The following is a 19,069-nucleotide window of genomic DNA, read 5'->3' as shown; positions in this document are numbered from 1 at the left end:
TTGTATAGCGTCTAACTCAATTGGGTCCCGGGGCTCTCAGGGAGGGGGGTAGATGCTTGATGACCGCGAGCGTGCTCGGCGCCACCTAGTCCCCCATTTCACGCGGGGCGACGCCTGGCGGTCGGACGATCTCGTGGTGATCGACCGGGGCGAGGGCTGCTATGTGTGGGACGCCGACGGCAACCAGTACCTCGACGGGCTCGCCGGCTTGTTCTGCACCAACCTCGGCCACGGTCGAAGCGATCTGACCGCGGCGGCGGCCAAGCAGATGGACAAGCTGGCGTTCTACTCCAACTGGGGCTTCGCCCACCCTGCGTCCATTGAGGCCGCATCGATGATCGCCGCGGTCGCTCCCGGAGATCTCGACCGGGTGTTCTTTGTGAATTCCGGCTCTGAGGCAGTGGAGTCGGCCCTCAAGTTCGCCCGCTGCTACCACTTGGCCAACGGCGAAGAGAAGCGCCACAAGGTGATCGCCCGCAACTGGGCCTACCACGGGACCTCGCTCGGTGCCCTTTCCTTGACCGGCATTCCCAACCTGAGAGATCCCTTCCTGCCCATGCTGGCCGGACTGGTGCGACACGTGCCCAACACGCTGGGCTGTCTGCTCGAGCCGGGCCAAACGGCCGCAGAGCTTCCCTGCGTGACCGCCATCGAGGAGGCGATCGTGGCCGAGGGCCCCGAAACCGTGGCCATGGTGATCGCCGAGCCGGTGCAGAACGGCCGCGGCGCGCTGGTGCCGCCGGAGGGCTATTGGCAGGAACTGCGCCGCATCTGCGACACCCACGGCGTGCTGCTCTGCGCCGATGAGGTGATCAACTCGTTCGGCCGTCTTGGCCATTGGTTCGGCAGCGAGCGCTTCGGCGCGGTGCCCGACATGATCACATTCGCCAAAGGGGTCACCAGCGCCTATGTGCCCTTGGGCGGCCTCGTGGTGCGGGGCTCGCTAGTGGAGCGAGTGTGGGACTCCTCTTTGGCCATGTATGTCCACGGGTCCACGTTCGGCGGCCATCCCGTGGCTACTGCGGTCGCCGCCGCCAACATGACGGCGCTGCGCGACGAAAAAGTCTTGGCCAACGTGCTGCACAACGAAGTCCGCCTGGCTGCCGGGCTGCGCGACCTGATGTCGGCCCACGCCTGCGTGAAGGATGTTAGGGGGACGGGCTACTTCTACGCAGTGGAGCTGATGCGCAACCGGGACACCGGCACCGACCTGACCGAGGCCGAGTTCGCGTCGCTGCTGCCCGGCGGAGTGCTGGACCGGCTTGTGAAGGAGGCGCGGGTGCTGGTGCGCCCCGATTCCCGCGGTGCCGCCATGCTGATGATCTCGCCGCCGCTGGTGGCCGACGCTGAAGTGATCGATGACCTGCTGAGCCGGGTCGACCAGGTGTTCAACCGCTTGAGCGGTTGGCTTAAGGCCTTGAAATGAGGCAAGAAACATCCATCGAGATGGAGGAACCAATATGAAGCGACTACTGGCATTGCTCATGGTGATGGCATTGATTGTTGCGGCCTGCGGCAATGACGACGACGATGCTGCCCCCGACGAGGCTGCTGCCACTGAGGCTCCGGAGGCCCCTGCGGCGCCCGAGGAGATGATGCTCGATGAGTTGAACGTGGCCTATTTCCTGGAGTGGCCGACGGCCAATCAGGTGGCCCAGGCCGAGCAGACCTATGACGATGCTTTGGGTTTGAAGGTGAACTGGATTCCGTTCGCCTCTGGGGGCGACATGGCCCAGGCGATGGAGGCCGGTGATATCGACATCTCCTATTCGCAGGGGCTGACGCCGTTCGCCAACTTCGTGACCGGGGGCTCCGACCTCGTCCTTGTGGGCGTGGCGGTGAGCTATGCCGACGCCGACAATTGCGTGGCCCACCCGGACTTCGGGGTCACCGCGGCCAATGCGGCGGAGACGCTGGCGGGTGAGAGCATCTACACGCCGCTGGGCAACGTGACGCACTTCAAGCTGTTGAAGATGCTCGAGCACCTGGGGGTGGATACCGCCACTGTGGAGCTGATCCAGTCTGAGGGCGGCCCAGCTGCGGTGGCTGCGCTGGATTCGGGCGAGGTGGCCATGGCGTGCGCGTTCGGCGGCGCGGTGAACCAGATGATCGCCAACGGCGGCAACCTGGTGATGACCGGGTCGGAGCAGGAGGCCATCGGCATCCGCGTGTTCGACATCATCTCCACCACCGGCACATTTGCGGACGAGCATCCCGACATCATCACCGGCTTCTTGCAGGTGACCGAGGACGCCAACGTGGCCTACAACGACGACCGGGAGCCCTTCATCGACACCATCGCGGGGGCCGCGGACATGGACCGGGCGCCGACGATTGCGCTATTGGACGCCTTCTCGTTCCCCGAGAAGGACGTGCAGTTGTCTGCGGCCTGGCTCGGCGGGACCGTGCAGCAGGTGATGAAAGAGCAGATGGACTTCTTCGTCGAACAAGGCGAAATCGAGTCCGCACTAGCCAGCTACGACGCCTTCGTCGACACCAGCTTCCTTGAAGCCGTCGAAGGCCGAGCGAAGCCCGACGAGTTGAATGTGGCGTTTTTCCTGGAGTGGCCGACGGCCAATCAGGTGGCCCAGGCCGAGCAGACCTATGACGATGCTTTGGGTTTGAAGGTGAACTGGATTCCGTTCGCCTCTGGGGGCGACATGGCCCAGGCGATGGAGGCCGGTGATATCGACATCTCCTATTCGCAGGGGCTGACGCCGTTCGCCAACTTCGTGACCGGCGGGTCTGATCTGGTGCTGATCGGTGTGGCGGTGAGCTATGCCGACGCCGACAACTGCGTGGCCCACCCGGACTTCGGGGTCACCGCGGCCAATGCGGCGGAGACGCTGGCGGGTGAGAGCATCTACACGCCGCTGGGCAACGTGACGCACTTCAAGCTGTTGAAGATGCTCGAGCACCTGGGGGTGGATACCGCCACTGTGGAGCTGATCCAGTCTGAGGGCGGCCCGGCTGCGGTGGCTGCGCTGGATTCGGGCGAGGTGGCCATGGCGTGCGCGTTCGGCGGCGCGGTGAACCAGATGATCGCCAACGGCGGCAACCTGGTGATGACCGGGTCGGAGCAGGAGGCCATCGGCATCCGCGTGTTCGACATCATCTCCACCACCGGAGACTTCGCCGACACCTATCCCAGCTTGTTGACGGGCTTCTTGCAGGTGACCGAGGACGCCAACCGGGCGTACAACGACGACCGGGAGCCGTTCATCGACACCATCGCGGGGGCCGCGGACATGGACCGGGCGCCGACGATTGCGCTGTTGGACGCCTTCTCGTTCCCCGAGAAGGACGTGCAGTTGTCTGCGGCCTGGCTCGGCGGGACCGTGCAGCAGGTGATGAAGGACCAGATGGACTTCTTCGTCGAACAAGGCGAGATCGCCTCGGCACTGCCCAGCTACAACAGCTTCGTCGACACCAGCTTCCTCGAAGCCGTCAACTGAGCACCGGCAGCGGGGGCGGGCACAACCCCCTCTATGCCCGCCCCCGCTGGGTGCTCATCGCGGAGCAGCTAAGTTCCTTCTGGGTTGATCCTCTACGCCAAAGGCGGACGTTATGGATTCGTTTGTTCATGGCCTGGCCGATGTATACAACGGTTTCACTTTTGTGGTGGCTCGGGGTGCTTACTGGCTCTCGGTAGTGTTCTGGTGGGCAGCCGCTATCGGAGTGGCGGGCATGCTCATCGACCTGCTCATTACCCCGTCGCGCCGGTTCAAAGCCGCTGACCGGGCTGCGCTGCCCCGTGACGGCACAATCCTGATCGGCCAGATCATGGCCGGTGTGGCCCTCATCGGGGGCGTGGTGCTGTCGTTCCGCGACACCGCGTCGCCGTGGCAACCGGTGGTGGCGCTGTTGGGCGGTGCCGTGCTGCTGGCCTTGTTGATGCTCTATCGGCGGGCTGACGAGGACCGGCAGGCCGCCACGGCGTGGTTCGTATGGCTCGCTTTGGCCATCACTGTCGCCATCGCGGTACTGCTGGCCGGAATGCAGAATGACGACACTGCTGTTGAGTTGTGGCGGAAGGAATGGGTGAGAAATGGCTCCTCCATTCCCTACATGGGGCTGTTGGTGGCGGCGCTGGTGATCGCCCGGGCGTGGTTCACGCTGGCCCGCCCCGAGGTGTACTTCGACCCGTCCAGGGTGGAGGTGGCCCGGGAGTCCAAGACCGAGAGCCCTCTGGTGGTGGAGGAGCTAGGCATGGTGTACGAGCTGCCCGACGGGGGCAGCGTGGAGGCGCTCAAGGATGTCACCTTCACCCTCGAGCCGGGCCGGCTGCTCACCCTGCTGGGCCCGTCGGGATGTGGCAAGACCACACTCCTCAACATCATCGCCGGCTTCTTGGCCCCCACCTCCGGTGACGTCAAGCTGGGGAGCGATCCGATCACCGGGCCTGGGCAAGACCGGGGCATGGTGTTCCAGCGGGGGGCGCTGTTCGAGTGGCTGAGCGTGAACGACAACGTGGGCTTCGGCGCTCGCATGAACGGGCGCTCCCGACCCGCCTCCCGCGAGGCGGTGCAGGATCTGCTGAACATCGTCGGCCTCCAGGATTTCGGCGACAAAGCCGTGTACGAGCTGTCCGGCGGGATGCAGCAGCGGGTGGCGCTGGCCCGGTGCTTGGCCAACGATCCCAAGATCATCTTGATGGACGAGCCCCTGGGCGCGCTGGACGCGCTGACCCGGGAGAAGATGCAGAGCCTGGTGCTGAATCTGTGGAACGAGACGGGCAAGACCATCGTGCTGGTCACCCACAGCGTGGAGGAGGCGCTCTATCTGGGCGACCAGCTCTTCGTGATGGCGCCGCGGCCCGGTCGCATCGAGCGGACCTACGACCTCCCCTTCGCTCAGGAAGCACTGACCGCCGATGCCCGGGAGCTGAAGACGTCTCAGGAGTTCATCGACACCCGTGAGGAGATCCTCACGATGATCTGGGAGATGGAAGAACAGATCATGGGCACGGGAGTGGGAACGGGAGGAGGTGCCTGATGGTAGAGGGACCGGGTGGGCACGCCGTGAAAGAGAACATCGAACAGCAGAACCGCACGGCCAATTGGCCCTTCAACTGGCTGTTCCGGGGCAAGACCGGCCAGAGCACCCGCAAGACGGTGACCTTCGGCGACGCTGCCGAGGTGAGCGGCGCGCTGCGGTGGACCATCGCCAGCCTGATCGTGATCTTGGCTATGTGGTTCATATCCACGAAGGTCTGGGGCCTGCCCCAGGCCTGGTACGACTACGCCGACGAGGTTCGGGCCGGGCTCTCCGCCGACGAGAGCTACGGCCAAAGAGACCTGCTGCGCGACTGCGACCGAGCAGCCGGCAATCCGGAGGAGTTCCCCGGGCTTCCCGCCTGCTCCTACGAACAGTGGCTCAGTGAGTCGGTGCTTCCCAGCCCCGGCCAGGTGTGGGACGCCACCTGGGACTTCGCCCGCAACGGCTACAGCGGATTCACCCTGTGGCAGCACCTGTGGCTGAGCTTCAGCCGCTTGGCCAAGGGCTTGTTCTGGGGGGTGGCCATCGGCGTGCCCATCGGCCTGGCCATGGGCCTCTCCAGCCGCTGGCGGGGCATCTTCGACCCCATCGTGGAGCTGCTGCGGCCCATCCCGCCGCTGGCGCTGATCCCGTTGTTCATCGTGTGGTTCGGCATCGGCGAAGAGGGCAAGGTGAACCTGCTGCTGTTCGCGGCGGTCTGGATCATGATCATCGCCGCCCGCTCCGGGGTGCTGGCGGTGAACACCACCAAGGTGCATGCCGCCTACTCACTGGGCGCGTCCAAAGCCCAAGTGCTGCGCCATGTGATCCTGCCCAACGCGCTGCCCGAGATATTCACCGGGCTGCGGGTGGCCATCGGGGTGTGCTGGGGCACGCTGGTGGCCGCCGAGCTGCTCGGATCCAGCGCCGGTCTCGGCTTCACCATCTTCAAAGCCCGGCAGTTCTTCCTGCTCGACTTGATGCTGTCGGCTGTCATCCTCATCAGCATCCTCGGGGTGAGCATGGATGTGGCCATGCGCATGGCTGAGAAGCGGCTCATCCCCTGGCGGGGCAAAGGTTGACCAGTCCCGAACCGGCCGCGGGCTACGTCCCCATCACCGAGTCGTGGCGCCAACAGGCGCGCGCCTCGAAACAGCGGGTGGTATTGGCCGACGGCGACGACGAGCGGGCCCGCGCCGCAGCCCTTTACCTGGATCGGGAGGGCCTGGCCGATCCTCTGGTTCTCGACGACCCGGCGAGCTTTTGCTCACCAGCGGTGCAGGCGCAGGCCGCGGCGTCGCCGAGAGCCGAGAAGATCGACCTGGGGGACCCGCTCCACGTTGCCTCTCTCATGGTGGCGGCCGGCGAGGCCGATGCCTGCGTGGGGGGCGCGAGCCGACCGACGCCCGATGTGGTGAGGGCCGCCCTGAGCTGCATCGGCCTGGCACCGGAAGTCGACACCATTAGCAGTTGCTTCCTGTTGGTACTGCCCGACGGGACTCCGATCACCTACGGCGATTGCGGCGTGGTCCCCGATCCGGACCCCGACCAGCTCGCCTCCATCGCAATCTCGACGGCAACCACCCATGAGCAGCTGGCGGGGGAGAGGGCTCGGGTGGCCATGCTCTCGTACTCCACCAAGGGGAGTGCCGATGGCTCTCGAGTGGAGCGGGTTCGCACGGCCACCGAGATCGTGCGCCAGCGGATGCCGTCACTGGCCGTCGACGGGGAGATGCAATTCGATGCGGCCTGGGACCGGCAGGTGGCGGCGGCCAAGGCACCTGCCTCAGAGGTGGCCGGTCGAGCCAACGTGTTCGTGTTTCCCGATCTCGACTCGGGCAACATCGCCTACAAGATCACCGAGCGGCTCGCCGGCGCCCGAGCGTACGGTCCGCTGCTTCAGGGAACCGCCCGGGTGATCCACGACCTGTCGCGAGGTTGCAGCGCCGACGACATCGCCACTGTGGCCGTGATAGCGGCCTGCCAGGCCGAGAAGGGCTGCCCCTGATGTCAATACGCTCTAACAAAATCGCTATAGCTGCTAACTTACCTGCCATCTACCCCTGGGTAGTGGGAATGGGCACGGAAGGACGGGAGCCATGACTCAACGCAAGGGAGCTCCATCCACCCAGCGGCTGCCGCTGGATAGCGCCAAGGTGATCGCCACCGCGGCGAGAATCGCCGACAGCGAAGGGCTGGATCGGCTGACCCTTACCCGGGTTGCCGATGAGCTCGGCGTGCGCCAGCCGGCCTTGTATCGCCACATCGGCGGTTACGATGACCTCCTCCGCAGCCTCAGCCTGCAGGGACGCGAGATCCTGGCCCAGCGGCTGGCTGATGCCGCGGTAGGCCTCTCGGGCGACGATTCGGTGGCGGCGGTCGGCCACGCCTGGCGGCAGATGGTTCGGGACCACCCCGGCATCTACGCGGCCACCGATCGCTATCCGTGCGCCGGCGACGAGGAGTTGGAGGCGGCCGTGGAGTGGGTGCTGGCCGTATTGGGCCAAACCCTGCGGGGCTACGACCTCACCGAGGAGGACCGCGTGCATGCCGCCCGCGCCTTGCGCAGCGCTTTTCACGGTTTCAGCCATCTCGAATCAGGCGACGGCCATCCCCTGCCCCACGATCCCGAGGACACCTTCGACCGCCTCGTGCAGCTGTTGTGCGCCGGAATCCAGCGACTCTCCCGCAAGCCCCAGATGAGTGCCGAGGTGACGGGATGACTGGCAACCCCCAGATGAGTGCCGAGGGCGTCGGGTGACCCGACTCGGGTTCCTGCTCGACAGCGAGAGCTGCATCGGGTGTCACGCCTGCACGGTGGCGTGCAAGGCCGAGCACGATGTGCCCATCGGGGTTAATCGGACTTGGGTGAAGTACATCGAGACCGGCACGTTTCCCGATGTCGGCCGGCACTTCTCGGTGATGCGCTGCAACCACTGCGACGACGCGCCGTGCATCTCCATCTGCCCCACCAACGCCCTGTTCCGGGCCGACAACGGGGTGGTGGATTTCGACGACGACAACTGCATCGGCTGCAAGGGGTGCATGAACGCCTGTCCCTACGACGCCATCTACATCAATCCGGCCACCAATACGGCCAACAAGTGCAATTTCTGCAACCACCGCATCGAGCAGGGCCTTGAGCCGAGCTGTGTGGTGGTGTGCCCCACCCACGCCATCAAAGTGGCCGACCTCGACGATCCCGCCGACGAGGTGACCGGGCTCATCGCTCGAAGCGAGACCGCGGTGCGGGCCCCAGAGCAGAACACGCAACCCAAGGTGTACTACCGGGGAGCAGACGCGGCGTCGCTCGACCCGCTGCGCACCGCCATCGCCGACGACGGGATGATCTGGGCCGACACCACCGCCCAGCACCCGACGGCCGATCTCGGCGGCGATGGGGTAGTGGCCCGCACCGCCTACACCACGGCCCATGAGATGACGTGGAAGGCAAAGGTGTCCAGCTATCTGGTGACCAAGGCGGTGGCCGCGGGGATGATGATGGTGGCCGCGCTGCTGGTACTGCTGGGCCATGGCGGCGAGCAGGCCGCGGTGGGTGTGGTACCGCCGGTGGTGGCGGGGGTGTTCCTGGCTTTGACCGCAGTGCTGCTGGTGGGGGATCTGAAGCGCCCGGAGAGGTTCTATTACCTGATCACCCGGGGCAATCGCCGGTCGTGGCTGGTGAAGGGCGCGGCCGTGCTGGGCGGGTTTGCCGCGGTGAGCGCGGCGTGGTTTGTGGCTGGTGCGGTGGAGTCGGAGGGAGCGCTGCAAGTGCTGGCTGCGCCCGCCGCGCTGTTGGGGTTGGCCACCGCGGGCTACACCGCTTTCTTGTTCGCCCAGTGCGAGGGCCGCGATCTGTGGCAGTCGCCCCTGGTTCTTCCCACGCTGTTGGCCCAAGCGGTAGTCGCCGGGGGTGCGGGCTATGCGGTGATGGAACTGGCGGTGGACGGGCCCGCCCCTGTCGCCGTGCAGTGGGTGCTGCTGGCGGGGGTGCTCGCCACCGCGATGCTGGTGGCCGCCGAGCTCTTGGGACGGGGAACGCCCCATGTCGAAGCCGCAGTGGCGGCCATGGCCCGGGGGCGATACGCCCGGCAATTCTGGATCGGAGGGGTGGCGTTGGGGCTGGTTGTGCCGGCGGTGCTGGTTGCGGTCAGCCTGGCCGTTGATTCTGGGCCGGTCCTGGCCGCGGTGGCCGGTATCTGCGCGGTGGCGGGCATGTGGTGCTATGAGGACAGCTTCGTGCGGGCGGGCCAGTCCGTGCCGCTGTCGTAGGTGAATGTCGACCGATGACTGAACTGCACAGCTATCCGCCCCACGAGACGTGGCACGACGCCGTGTCGCTCGACGCCAAGGCCTGGCCCTGCCGGGTGGAGCACCGTCACACCCTGGTGCCCACCACCTGTTTCAACTGCGAGGCGGCCTGCGGGCTGGTGTGCCATGTGAACCATGCCACCGGTCGCATCGACCGCATCGAGGGCAACCCCCTGCATCCCGCCAGTCGGGGCCGCAATTGCGCCAAAGGCCCGGCCACCCTCAACCAGATCGACGATCACGAGCGCATCCTGTATCCGCTGCGCCGGGCCGGCGAGCGGGGATCGGGCCAGTGGGAGCGGGTGAGCTGGGAGGAGGCTCTGGACGACATCGGGGGCCGCATCCGCACCGCCATCGCCGAAGGCCGCCACGACGAGGTGATGTACCACGTGGGCCGTCCTGGCGAGGACGGCTTCGCCGAACGGGTGCTCCAGTGCTGGGGGGTGGACGGCCACAACAGCCACACCAACGTGTGCAGCTCCAACGCCCGGGTCGGTTACCAGAGCTGGATGGGACACGACCGCCCGTCGGCGGATTTCACCAACGCCGAGGTGATATTCCTCATCTCGTCGCACCTGGAGTCGGGCCACTACTTCAACCCCCACGCCCAGCGGATCGTCGAGGCCCAATCCAAGGGGGCCACCGTCATCTGCGTCGATCCCCGGCTCTCCAATACCGGCTCGAAGGCCGACTACTGGCTGCCGGCCTGGCCGGGCACCGAGCCCTTCTTGCTGCTGGCCATCGCCCGGCTGCTGGTGCTCAACGGCACCTGGGAGCGCGACTTCGTGCGGCGCTGGACCAACTGGGAGGTCTATCTGCGCGAGCGCCATCCCCACCGGCCGGTGGAGTTTGAGTCGGTGGGCCCCGCCCTGGCTGACGACTACGCCGCCTACACCCCTGAGGAGGCCGAGCGGGTCTGCGGGGTGCCCGCGGCCCAGGTCATCGAGATCGCTGAGATCATCGGCGCCCATCCCACCAAGTTCGCCTCCCACAACTGGCGGGCTGCGGGCGCCGGCAACCTGGGTGGCTGGCAGACGGCCCGGTGCCTGTTCTTCCTCAACGTGCTCACCGGCTCGGTGGGCACTGTGGGGGGCACCACCGGCAACGGCTGGAACAAGTACAAGGCACCCCACCCGGCGGGGGCGCCGCCCTTCGAGCAGTGGAACGAGCTGAGCTGGCCCCGGGAATACCCGCTGGCCCACCACGAGATGTCGATCCTGCTGCCCCATTTCCTGGCCGAGGGCCGAGGTCGCCTCGAGGTGTACTTCAGCCGGGTGTACAACCCGGTGTGGACCAACCCCGACGGGTTCAGCTGGCTGGAGGCGCTCAAGGATCCGGACAAGGTGGCCTGCCACGTGGCACTCACGCCCACCTGGTCGGAGACGGCCACGTTCGCCGACTACGTGCTGCCCATGGGGGTGGGGGCCGAGCGCCACGATGTGGCCAGCTTCGAGACCCACGCCGGGCGCTGGATCGGGTTTCGCCAGCCGGTGCTGCGCCGCTTCGCCGAGATCCGGGGCACCGGGGTGACCGGCGGGTCGCGCACTCACGAGTTCAACCCGGGCGAGGTTTGGGAGGAGAACGAGTTCTGGATCGACCTGTCGTGGCGTATCGACCCCGACGGCTCAATGGGCATCCGCCGCTGGTTCGAGAGCAGTGAGCGGCCCGGCACGCCGATGAGCGTGGACGAGTACTACGGGGTCATGTTCGCGGGCGTGCCCGGCTTGGCTGACGACGCCGAAGCGGCCGGTCAGAGTCCGTTGGAGTTCATGCGCGACCGGGGCGCCTATGCCCTCGACGGCGACATGTACCAACCTTACGAGCGGGAGGTGGACCCCGCCGAGCTGGATGGCTGCCATCTCGATGACTCCGGCGTGTACCGCCGCTCCGGCACACCCGGCACCTGGTCGGGTTCGGCGGAAGACCTGGCCGCTCTGGAGCTGGCCGGTCTGGGGGACGGCTCTCCGGCGGTGCAGGTGGACGGCACCCCCAAGGAGGGCTTTCCCACGCCGTCTCGCAAGCTGGAGTTGTACTCGGAGACGCTGGCCGACTGGGGCTGGCCCGAATACGCCACCCCAACTTGGATTCCTTCGCACGTGCACTGGGAGAACCTCGACCTCTCCGGCGACGAGCGCATCTTGATTCCGACGTTTCGCATCCCGACTCTGATTCACACCCGCTCGGCCAACAGCAAATGGCTGTCGGAGCTCAGCCATCGCCACCCGCTGTGGATCCATCCCTCTGATGCCGAGGCTCTGGGCATCGAGATGAACGGCCTGGTGAGGATCACCACCCGCATCGGCCACTTCGTGATCGGGGCGTGGCGCACCGAGGGCATCCGACCCGGTGTGGTGGCGGCATCGCATCACATGGGCCGCTGGCGCCTCGATCCGGGCAAAGGCGGGTCGTGGACCGGGGGCGACGCCGATATCACCAACGACGGCACGCTGTGGCGGCTCACCCGTCGAGGCCAACCGGAGCGCCATTCCAGCGCCGATGACGACACCGAGCGGATCTGGTGGAGCGATACCGGTGTCCACCAGAACCTGACGTTCTGTGTGCAGCCCGACCCGGTGTCGGGCATGCAGTGCTGGCACCAGCGGGTGCGGGTAACGCCCGCCCAGCCAGGGGACGTTCCGGGCGACGTGGTGGTGGACACCGCCGAAGCCCGCGAGGCCTACCAGGAGTGGCTGGCCATGACCCGCCCGGCCCCCGGCCCCGGCGGCTTGCGCCGGCCCCTGTGGTACTCCCGCCCGCTCAAACCCACCCCTTCGGCCTATGCCCTCTGATCTCTCTCTTGCACCCGGATTCTTATTCAACGGAGGATTCCCCTATACGAAAGGAACGAGCCATGACCCGCATGACTCCTAGCGAAGCGTTCGTGGAGACGATGGTCGCCCACGGCGTCGACACCATCTTCGGCATCATGGGCAGTGCGTTCATGGACGCCATGGACATCTTCGAGCCGGCCGGCATCGAGCTGGTGCCGGTGGTACACGAGCAGGGCGCGGCCCACATGGCCGACGGATTCAGCCGGGTGAGCGGTCGCCACGGGGTGGTGATCGGCCAGAACGGGCCGGGCATCTCCAACTGCGTGACCGCCATCGCCGCCGCGTTTTGGGCCCACAGCCCCGTGGTTATTGTCACCCCCGAGACCGGAACCATGGGCATCGGCCTGGGCGGCTTCCAGGAGGCCAACCAGCTCCCAATGTTCGAGGAGTTCACCAAGTACCAGGGCCATGTCAACAACGAGCACCGCATGGCCGAGCTAACCGCCCGCTGCTTCGACCGGGCCCTGTCGGAAATGGGGCCGACGCAGCTCAACATCCCCCGCGACCGCTTCTACGGCGACATCGACGTGGAAATCCCCACCCCACAGCAGCTCGATCGGGGCCCGGGCGGCGAGCGCACCTTGAACGAGGCCGCCGAGCTGCTGGCCAACGCCTCGTTCCCGGTGATGGTCTCCGGCGGCGGGGTGGTGATGGGCAACGCCATGGCCGAGACGGTGGCGCTGGCCGAGCGCTTGGGCTGTCCGGTGGTCAACAGCTATCTGCACAACGACTCCTTCCCGGCGTCGCATCCGCTGTGGTGCGGGCCTCTGGGCTACCAGGGCTCCAAGGCGGCCATGCGCCTCATCTCCCGGGCCGATGTGGTGCTGGCGCTGGGCACCCGGCTCGGCCCGTTCGGCACCCTGCCCCAACACGACATGGACTACTGGCCCAACGAGGCGAAGGTCATCCAGGTGGACGCCGACAACAAGATGCTCGGGCTGGTCAAGCGCATCGACGTGGGCATCTGCGGCGACGCCGGTGCCGCGGCCACGGCGCTTCTCCAGCGTCTGGAGGGCCGGGAGCTGGCGTGCGACGCCACCCGGGTCCAGCGGGCGGCCGAGATCGCGGCCGACAAGGCCGATTGGGAGGCCGAGCTGGACGACTGGATCCACGAGACCGACGACTTCAGCGTCGACATGATCAAGCAGGCCACCGAGGAGCACTACAACTGGATGCACCCCCGCCAAGTGCTGCGCGAGCTGGAGAATGCCATGCCGGAGCGGGTGATGGTGTCCACCGACATCGGCAACATCAACTCGGTGGCCAACAGCTACCTGCGCTTCGAGGAGCCCCGGTCGTTCTTCGCCGCCATGAGCTGGGGCAACTGCGGCTATGCGCTGCCCACCGTCATCGGGGCCAAGAAGGCCGCGCCGGACCGGCCCGCGGTGGCCTACGCCGGCGACGGGGCGTGGGCTATGAGCATGGTGGAGACCATGACCGCGGTGCGCCACAACATCCCGATCACCGCGGTGGTGTTCCACAACCGCCAATGGGGCGCGGAGAAGAAGAACCAGGTGGACTTCTACGGTCGCCGGTTCGTGGCCGGCGAGCTCGACGGCGGCGAGGACTGGTCGGAAGTAGCCCGGGCTATGGGTGCCGACGGCGTTCGCGTCAACGAGCTCGAAGAGGTGGGCCCCGCGCTCACCAAGGCCATCGACGCCCAGATGAACGGCGGCCGCACCACCGTCATCGAGGCCATGTGCACCATGGAGCTCGGCGACCCCTTCCGCAAAGACGCCCTCAAACGCCCCACCCGCCACCTGGACAAGTACGAGGACTACGTCTAAGAGGTGGGGTAGAAGGCCCACCCTCCCAGTCAGGCTCTAGCCAACCTAGAATTCGTCTCTCAAAGTAATGCGGGTTGTGTGCCCGCCAACCCGCCCACGTAGCTCAGTCGGGACAGAGCAGGGACCTCCTAAGTCCAAGGTCGCAGGTTCGAATCCTGCCGTGGGCGCTGAATGACTACTTATTCCATTGCTGAGTTGTGGCGGTATCCCGTCAAGTCGATGGGCGGGGAGCGGGTTGAGAGCCTTGAGCTGCGCACCAGCTCCATTGTCGGGGATCGGCGTTGGGCGGTGCGCAACATCGAGACCGGCAAGATCGTCAGTGCCAAGCGGCCGCGACCTTATGGGCAGCTCCTTTCATGGAGCGCAAGGGCAGAGGCTGATGGCCGCGTGGTCGTGGCTGCCCCTGACGGTCGGGAGTACACCGCGGGCAGCGGTGAGCTTGATGCCGCGTTGACCGAAGTGCTCGGTGAACCCGTCCGGTTGGCGGAAGTGGAGGAGGGGCGCGAGGAGACGTACGGCAGTGAGTGGCCGGAGATCCCCGGCACCGTCCTCTCCGATGTGGAGGTCGATCTGCCCGTTGCCGCGCTCACCGAGAAGACCTCGTTTGTCGACGCCTCTGCCGTCCACATCATCGTCAACCAGTCGATGACGCACCTCGGCTCGCTACTGGATGGCGTCAAGCTCGGTGTCGAGCGATTTCGCCCCAACGTCGTGCTCGACGCTCACGACGACACCGGTTCAGAGGGGTTTGCCGATCTGGCCTGGAAAGATCTCGACGCGAAGATCGGCGACGTGGAGCTTCGCATCGGTGATGCCACCCCCCGCTGCGTGATGACCACCTTGGCCCAGCCGGGCTACGAGCAAGCCAGGAGTGTGCTGCAAGTGCTCGCCGCGACCGCCCGCAAGGAGTTCGACTTCGGGCCCTTCGCCTGCTTCGGCACCAATGCCGAGGTCACCGCGGCAGGCACCATCAACGTCGGCGACACGCTCGCCATCCCCGACTGACCATTCTGTCGCCAGTCGGGGAGTCAGCTGGGGGCTGGGGTGCTGTTGGGCGCCAATGCAACGTCTTGGGTGCGGTTGTCGGGGAGGTTGATTGCGATGACACTGCGGGTGAGGATGTCGGTGAAGTCCTTGCACTCGGCCGGGGTGGCGTCGGGGTGGCGACGGGCGAAGTCGGCGAGTCCGTGCAGCAATAGCACCGCGGTGAGCGTCAGCCGGTGTCCGAGGTCGGCAATCTGCGTATCGTCCACCAATTCGACGAGGGCGCGAGCCACCCGACGAATCCCGGGTCTCGGCTCGGCGGAGGCCCCGCCGTCTCCTGCGCCAGTGAGCGTGTCTCGTATCAGGTCGGAGTCGCTGGGAAGTTTCGCCGCGCCAACCAACTGCGCCCGAATCCTGATGTAGTGGCGGCCCGACTCGTCTTCCAAAAGGGAGGCGAGGGGCCGAATGAGCGCCTCGACGAGCGCCTCAAGTCCCGGCCGCTCGCCGAGCTCGTCGAGCATCTCGGCGCGTCGAGCGTCGAGGCGGGTCTGGTGCGGCTCCAGGATCGCCTGAAGGAGCCCGGCTTTGTTGCCGAAGTGATATTGCACGGCCGAGCTGTTGCGCTGCCCGGCTGCCTTCACGACGTCACGCACCGTCACCGCGTCGACGCCTCGCTCGGCGAACAGGCGCTCGGCGACGGCTATGAGTGCTTCTCGGGCGGGCTCGGGCGACCGGGGCATCAGGCGTGAGGATAACTAGCTGGAATCAACCTCTCACCACCGCCCGCCGCGGGTTGTGCCGCGGTTCTACGAGTCGAGTCCGGAGTAGAACTGGAGCGCCCATTGCCGGCCCACGCGGATGTTGCGCTCGACGGCAGTCACCAGCGGCTTGGGCTCGTAGCGCTTGTTCTCCCAGATGACGATGTCCTGGCTGATGCCGTCGGCGAAGCTGGCGACGAGGCCCGACAGGGCGGCCTCCCCCATCGAGTTGGGCATGGTGAACCACCACGTCATATGCACGTTCTCCTCGTCGGTGGGGAGGAGCGACTGGCCGATGCGTATCGAGTCGCCAATCGAGATGAGGGTGCAGCCGAGGCCGAAGTTCTCGATGGTAAAGCTGCCGTTGGAGTTGCTGCGGTAGGTCCCCTCGACGACCATGTCGGTGCTGGGCAGCGGGGGCGCGCCGTGCACGTATTTGAAGTGCTGGACGTCGAACTCGCCCTCGGAGAATTCCTGGACGATGGTGGCCACCTCGAAGCGGAGCACCTGGTAGGGCTGCCAGTCGGGATCCTCGAATTCCGGGAAGTAGGGCACGTCGTAGAACGGCTCGCCGCCCTCGAGGTGGTGCCACGCCCAGATCATCTGGTCGCGCTCGATGATCGGATAGGTGCGCACCCTGGCCTTGGCGGGAATCGCCTTGCCCTCGGCATAGGGGATGTCGATACAGCGGCCGTCTCCGTCGAATTGCCAGCCGTGAAACGGGCACCGCATGCCTTCGCCGTCGACCCGGCCGCCCACCCCGATATGGGCGCCTAGGTGGGGGCAGTAGGCGTCCATGAGCCGGGCCTCGCCGCTCTCGGACCGGAACAAAACGAGATCCTTGCCGAAGGCATAGAGGTTCTTGTGCTCACCCGGTGCAAGCTCGCGGCACTCCTCCACCACGAACCAGCCGTTGGGGATCGGGAACGGATAGCGCTTCTGGCCGGCACCTTCCCGGGCGATCCGAACGCGTCGGCTCAAGTCGGCCACCGAGGCCGGGTCCGACCGCATCGGCCCCACCTCGAACAACGCGTCTTCCATGCCCGGTCGGGCCCCATATCCGGGTTCGTTGGCGATAGTGCTCATCGGTCGACCTCCTGGAGGCCCGGCATCGGGTGCCACCGGGCCTGCCCCTTGTCTCGACTCTTGCTAATGTATCAAGATTACTAAGAAGTTGGCTATAGCGGACGGAGCAGATGAGCATCACCGATGATCAGCCGACGCATCCTCTGCCGGAATTGGACGAGATCCGGCACCGGTACCGCACCGAGCGCGACAAGCGCCTGAGGCCCGACGGCCCCGACCAGTACATCCAGGTCAAGGGGTCGTTCGCCCACTACATGGACGATCCCTGGGCCGACCCCGAATTCACCCGTGAGCCGCTCCACGACGAGGTTGAGGTCCTCGTCGTCGGCGGAGGCCTCGGCGGCCTGGTGGCCGGGGCTCGGCTGCGCCAGCAGGGCCTCGACAGCATCCGATTCGTCGAACCGGCGTCCGACTTCGGCGGAACCTGGTACTGGAACCGCTACCCCGGCATTTCCTGCGATGTGGAGTCGTACATCTACCTCCCCCTGCTGGAGGAGGTGGGCTATGTGCCGAAGCGCAAGTACTCCTACGGCCAGGAGATCCTCGATCACTGCCACGCCATCGCCCGTCAGTTCGACCTCTACCGGGACGCCTGCTTCCAAACCCGGGTCACCGAGGTGCGATGGGACGGCGCCGCCTCTCGCTGGACCGTCGAGACCGACCGCGGCGATGAGATAAAAGCCCGGTACGTGTGCCTCGCGCTCGGCCAGCTGAGCAAGCCCAAGCTGCCGGGGATTCCCGGCATCGAGGAATTCGAGGGCCATTCGTTCCACACCTGCCGCTGGGACTTCGACTACACCGGAGGAAACCAGGAGGGCAATCTCACCGGTCTGAGCGGCAAGCGGGTCGGGGTGATCGGCACCGGCGCGAGCGGGGTGCAGGTGGTGCCCCACATCGCCGAGTGGGCGGAGCATCTCTACGTGTTCCAGCGGACCCCCTCGTCGGTCGACATCAAGCACAACCCGGAGACCGACCCCGAATGGGCCCGGTCGCTGTCACCGGGCTGGCACCAGCACCGCCGCGAGAACTTCAACGCCCTGGTGTCCGGCGTCCCCCAGGAGGAGGATCTGGTCGACGATGGCTGGACCGACCTGATCGGCAATCTCGTCAGGCTCTTTCGGGACGGCGACGGCGTGGATCTGTCGCCTGAGGGCATCCAGCGGGCCGTCGAGCTGGCTGACCTCCAGAAGATGGAGCAGGTCAGGGCGCGGGTGGATGAGCTGGTGGACGACCCCGAGACCGCCGAGCTCCTCAAGCCTTACTACCGGCAGTTCTGCAAGCGGCCCTGCATCGACAACGACTATCTCCCTGCGTTCAATCGCCCGAACGTGACCCTCGTGGACACGGCGGGCAAGGGCGTCGACCGCATCACAGCGACGGGTGTCGTGGTCGGTGATCGGGAGTACGAAGTGGACTGCCTGATCTACGCCAGCGGCTTCGAGGTTGGAACCCCGCTGTCGCAACGAGGGGGATTTGAGATCATCGGCAGCCAGGGGGAGACGCTCATGGAGAAGTGGGCCGACGGCCTTCGCACGATGCACGGCATGCACATGCACGGCTTCCCCAACCTCTTCCTCATGTCCATCGGCCAGTCGGCCAACACCGTGAACTACACCCACATACTCGACGAGCAGGCCATCCACCTCTCCTACATCGTCGCCCGCGCCCGGGAGATCGGGGCGGTGACGGTGGAGGTCTCTGCCGAGGCCGAGGAGGCCTGGGTAGACGCGTGTCGCGGGCAGGCGAACAACCGCGGGTTCTTCGAAGACTGCACCCCCGGGTACTACAACAACGAGGGACAGGCCCGGAACAGCCAGAACGGCCCCTACGGCGTGGGGCCGGGAACCATCGAGTTCCTCCAACTCCTCGGCGACTGGCGCGCCGACGACGAGCTGACCGGCATGGAATTACGCTGTGAGCAATCACCCCGGGGAGGGTCATGACGACCGACCAGGCCAGCATCGAAGCGGTGGCCGACCGGTTTTTTGCCGTCTACGCCGCCGCGGACGAACACGGCATCCGCGAGGTCCTCGCCCCCGACTTCGAGGGGTGGAGCAGCTCCTTCGGAGGCCGGGACCTCACCGTCGACTCCCTGGTCACCGGGGCCAAGTGGGAGGCCGAGAACGTTGACATGACGCTCGACGAAGTGCGCCGCCATGTAACCGACCAAGGCTTCGTGCGCCAGTTCGTGATCCGCCTGGCAAACGCCGAGGGCAACCCGATCGAGATACCGGGGTGTCTGGTGGCCCTGGTCGTCGACGGGCGGATCACCCGATTCGACGAGTACCTGATTGTGCCGACCGCACCGCAGGAGTGACAGATCTAGAACTGCCTT

Annotated in this window: 14 protein-coding genes and 1 tRNA gene; 13 read left to right on the top strand and 2 right to left on the bottom strand. The window is 66.4% G+C overall.

All coding sequences use genetic code 11. From position 1 onward, the window contains the following. The first annotated feature begins 52 nt into the window (after positions 1 to 52). The 11 genes from ACOGI7_RS11400 (at position 53) to ACOGI7_RS11350 (ending at position 14,911) form a co-directional block, all read left to right on the top strand. Positions 53 to 1,426: an aspartate aminotransferase family protein gene (locus tag ACOGI7_RS11400; RefSeq protein WP_419848882.1), complete on the top strand. Its 1,374-nt coding sequence runs from the start codon at positions 53 to 55 to the stop codon at positions 1,424 to 1,426. Positions 1,427 to 1,460: 34 nt separating this feature from the next. After that, positions 1,461 to 3,455, top strand: a complete 1,995-nt coding sequence (locus ACOGI7_RS11395; protein WP_419848881.1) for an ABC transporter substrate-binding protein — start codon at positions 1,461 to 1,463, stop codon at positions 3,453 to 3,455. Between the two features lie 754 nt (positions 3,456 to 4,209). Continuing rightward, positions 4,210 to 4,995 (top strand): ATP-binding cassette domain-containing protein, encoded by a 786-nt coding sequence (locus tag ACOGI7_RS11390; RefSeq protein WP_419851501.1) that lies wholly within the window; start codon positions 4,210 to 4,212, stop codon positions 4,993 to 4,995. Continuing rightward, complete coding sequence (locus ACOGI7_RS11385; RefSeq protein WP_419848880.1) at positions 4,995 to 6,059, top strand: ABC transporter permease; 1,065 nt, start codon at positions 4,995 to 4,997, stop codon at positions 6,057 to 6,059. Before ACOGI7_RS11390 ends, ACOGI7_RS11385 begins: the two co-directional genes overlap by 1 nt. Continuing rightward, entirely contained in the window at positions 6,056 to 6,985 is a 930-nt protein-coding gene (locus ACOGI7_RS11380; RefSeq protein WP_419848879.1) for a phosphate acyltransferase, read from the top strand. Before ACOGI7_RS11385 ends, ACOGI7_RS11380 begins: the two co-directional genes overlap by 4 nt. 91 nt (positions 6,986 to 7,076) lie before the next feature. Further along, positions 7,077 to 7,700, top strand: a complete 624-nt coding sequence (locus tag ACOGI7_RS11375) for a TetR/AcrR family transcriptional regulator (RefSeq protein ID WP_419848878.1) — start codon at positions 7,077 to 7,079, stop codon at positions 7,698 to 7,700. Positions 7,701 to 7,734: 34 nt separating this feature from the next. Beyond that, a complete protein-coding gene (locus tag ACOGI7_RS11370; protein WP_419848877.1) occupies positions 7,735 to 9,249 on the top strand; it encodes a 4Fe-4S dicluster domain-containing protein in 1,515 nt (504 codons plus the stop codon). 14 nt (positions 9,250 to 9,263) lie between these two features. Then, on the top strand, positions 9,264 to 12,077 hold the full coding sequence (locus tag ACOGI7_RS11365) for a molybdopterin-dependent oxidoreductase (RefSeq protein ID WP_419848876.1): 2,814 nt from the start codon (positions 9,264 to 9,266) through the stop codon (positions 12,075 to 12,077). A gap of 62 nt (positions 12,078 to 12,139) precedes the next feature. Next, complete coding sequence (gene xsc / locus ACOGI7_RS11360; protein ID WP_419848875.1) at positions 12,140 to 13,906, top strand: sulfoacetaldehyde acetyltransferase; 1,767 nt, start codon at positions 12,140 to 12,142, stop codon at positions 13,904 to 13,906. A 92-nt stretch (positions 13,907 to 13,998) separates the two neighbouring features. Next, positions 13,999 to 14,073 (top strand) — tRNA-Arg (locus ACOGI7_RS11355). Between the two features lie 4 nt (positions 14,074 to 14,077). Next, positions 14,078 to 14,911, top strand: a complete 834-nt coding sequence (locus ACOGI7_RS11350) for an MOSC domain-containing protein (RefSeq protein ID WP_419848874.1) — start codon at positions 14,078 to 14,080, stop codon at positions 14,909 to 14,911. Between the two features lie 23 nt (positions 14,912 to 14,934). On the opposite strand, the gene ACOGI7_RS11345 is transcribed toward ACOGI7_RS11350, so the two are convergent. Further along, positions 14,935 to 15,630 (bottom strand): TetR/AcrR family transcriptional regulator, encoded by a 696-nt coding sequence (locus ACOGI7_RS11345; RefSeq protein ID WP_419848873.1) that lies wholly within the window; start codon positions 15,628 to 15,630, stop codon positions 14,935 to 14,937. Between the two features lie 66 nt (positions 15,631 to 15,696). Beyond that, complete coding sequence (locus ACOGI7_RS11340) at positions 15,697 to 16,734, bottom strand: Rieske 2Fe-2S domain-containing protein (protein ID WP_419848872.1); 1,038 nt, start codon at positions 16,732 to 16,734, stop codon at positions 15,697 to 15,699. A 110-nt stretch (positions 16,735 to 16,844) separates the two neighbouring features. Here ACOGI7_RS11340 and ACOGI7_RS11335 point away from each other — a divergent pair, with 110 nt between their 5' ends. Both ACOGI7_RS11335 and ACOGI7_RS11330 read left to right on the top strand, forming a co-directional pair. Next, the gene (locus ACOGI7_RS11335; protein WP_419848871.1) at positions 16,845 to 18,677 is read left to right on the top strand and encodes a flavin-containing monooxygenase; all 1,833 of its coding nucleotides are present in this window, start codon (positions 16,845 to 16,847) and stop codon (positions 18,675 to 18,677) included. Beyond that, positions 18,674 to 19,051 carry a hypothetical protein gene (locus tag ACOGI7_RS11330; protein WP_419848870.1) on the top strand — a complete coding sequence of 126 codons (378 nt, stop codon included), beginning with the start codon at positions 18,674 to 18,676 and terminating at the stop codon, positions 19,049 to 19,051. Before ACOGI7_RS11335 ends, ACOGI7_RS11330 begins: the two co-directional genes overlap by 4 nt. Positions 19,052 to 19,069 lie beyond the last annotated feature (18 nt).

The sequence above is a fragment of the Candidatus Poriferisocius sp. genome (genome assembly GCF_965204145.1).
GTDB lineage: Bacteria > Actinomycetota > Acidimicrobiia > Acidimicrobiales > Bin134 > Poriferisocius.
Note: the sequence above shows the minus strand (reverse complement) of the source record. Positions and strands in the feature narration are given on the sequence as shown.

Coding starts and splice junctions, on each gene's coding strand:
- ACOGI7_RS11400 (WP_419848882.1), top strand. CDS start 53: ATGCTTGATGACCGCGAGCGTGCTCGGCGCCACCTAGTCCCCCATTTC.
- ACOGI7_RS11395 (WP_419848881.1), top strand. CDS start 1,461: ATGAAGCGACTACTGGCATTGCTCATGGTGATGGCATTGATTGTTGCG.
- ACOGI7_RS11390 (WP_419851501.1), top strand. CDS start 4,210: ATGGTGTACGAGCTGCCCGACGGGGGCAGCGTGGAGGCGCTCAAGGAT.
- ACOGI7_RS11385 (WP_419848880.1), top strand. CDS start 4,995: ATGGTAGAGGGACCGGGTGGGCACGCCGTGAAAGAGAACATCGAACAG.
- ACOGI7_RS11375 (WP_419848878.1), top strand. CDS start 7,077: ATGACTCAACGCAAGGGAGCTCCATCCACCCAGCGGCTGCCGCTGGAT.
- ACOGI7_RS11365 (WP_419848876.1), top strand. CDS start 9,264: ATGACTGAACTGCACAGCTATCCGCCCCACGAGACGTGGCACGACGCC.
- xsc (WP_419848875.1), top strand. CDS start 12,140: ATGACCCGCATGACTCCTAGCGAAGCGTTCGTGGAGACGATGGTCGCC.
- ACOGI7_RS11350 (WP_419848874.1), top strand. CDS start 14,078: ATGACTACTTATTCCATTGCTGAGTTGTGGCGGTATCCCGTCAAGTCG.
- ACOGI7_RS11345 (WP_419848873.1), bottom strand. CDS start 15,630: ATGCCCCGGTCGCCCGAGCCCGCCCGAGAAGCACTCATAGCCGTCGCC.
- ACOGI7_RS11340 (WP_419848872.1), bottom strand. CDS start 16,734: ATGAGCACTATCGCCAACGAACCCGGATATGGGGCCCGACCGGGCATG.
- ACOGI7_RS11335 (WP_419848871.1), top strand. CDS start 16,845: ATGAGCATCACCGATGATCAGCCGACGCATCCTCTGCCGGAATTGGAC.
- ACOGI7_RS11330 (WP_419848870.1), top strand. CDS start 18,674: ATGACGACCGACCAGGCCAGCATCGAAGCGGTGGCCGACCGGTTTTTT.